The organism is Blastococcus saxobsidens, from assembly GCF_010682065.1.
GTDB lineage: Bacteria > Actinomycetota > Actinomycetes > Mycobacteriales > Geodermatophilaceae > Blastococcus > Blastococcus saxobsidens_B.
In genome coordinates this window covers 1-1,133 of sequence record NZ_JAAGWG010000053.1, presented here as the reverse complement: position 1 = coordinate 1,133, position 1,133 = coordinate 1, and the positions used below count along the sequence as shown (strand labels likewise).

The window sequence follows — 1,133 nt, the reverse complement described above, 5'->3', positions numbered from 1 at the left end:
CGCAGCGGTGATTACGGGGGGGCTGTATCAGAACGATCAGGGAAAGTGGAAAGTCGGGGAGGGCTCTCCCTCAGCTGAGCGCCTCAAGCCACTCTGGAAACACCTGCGCCCTGCCCTGGAGTGGGTTGCGCTCTGGTGGGACGATGTGCGGGGCAAGGTCACTGCTCTGCCAGAGCCAGAGCAGCAAGCGTTCTTCAAAGAGGTCCCACCTGATGAGATCGAAGAGGAACCCGCGCCTTGAGGCGGCAGGTGCCGGTGACCCCTCGCACTGATCCACTCTCAGCAATCAGGCATTAGCCAGAAGCTCCGGCCTCAGGCTTCTGGGCGCTACCGCGCCACCAGAACCCCCTTCGTGTCCCGTCAGTGTCCAGTGTCAGTGTCAGTGTCTGTTCCTTCCCCTGACACTGGACACTGACACTGTAGGCCAAAAGTGGACACGCCGGAGGGTAAAAGTGGACACGCCGGAGGGTAAAAGTGGACACGCCGGAGTGTATGAGTGGACACGCCGGAGTGTATGAGTGGACACGCCGGAGGGGTGTGTGGACACATTGACTGTGGACATAGTTAATGTGTAACGTCCACTTATGGAACAAATCGCCGTGTCATCTGCCGCTCTTGCCCTTCGGGCCGAAAAGCCGCTCACCCCGGCCATGGTCTCCGCGCTGTGGGAGATTGCTGCCATCCTCGATGAGGAGCGCGTCCCCGCCAATGTGCCGAACGCGGTCTGGCTGACGATCCCGACCACACGCCTGCGCGGCCCGGAAGCCCGCCCGGACAATGTCTGGCTGCGTGAGTGTCTTGAGCGGATGACAGGCCTCAAACTGACGGGCCAGCACCGAGGCGGTGAATGGGGTGCTGTGTTGGTGGCTGAGTGGCACATCACCGAGGGCGGCAGCAAAGCCCGCATCCTGATTCCGCCCGCCGGCGTCCACGCCCTACGCAGCCCCGGCAACTTCGTAAAGATCGAGACCACGGCGGCGCATCGCCTGCCGCCTCACGCCCGTCGGCTCTACGCCTTACTGGCAGACCGCAAGCGCCAGCGCGAACCCTATGCCCAATGGGGCCTGGACAACTTGCGCGGCCTGCTCGGAGTCGATGACAAGCGGTCCTATGATGTATGGGCGCAGCTGGCA

At 62.8% G+C, this 1,133-nt stretch carries 2 protein-coding genes; both read left to right on the top strand.

Annotated elements, in window-relative coordinates; genetic code table 11:
* On the top strand, positions 1–241 hold a 241-nt coding region (locus GCU60_RS19975), incomplete at its 5' end, for a hypothetical protein (RefSeq protein WP_204262354.1).
* 343 nt (positions 242–584) lie between these two features.
* On the top strand, positions 585–1,133 hold a 549-nt coding region (locus tag GCU60_RS19555), incomplete at its 3' end, for a hypothetical protein (protein ID WP_163208298.1).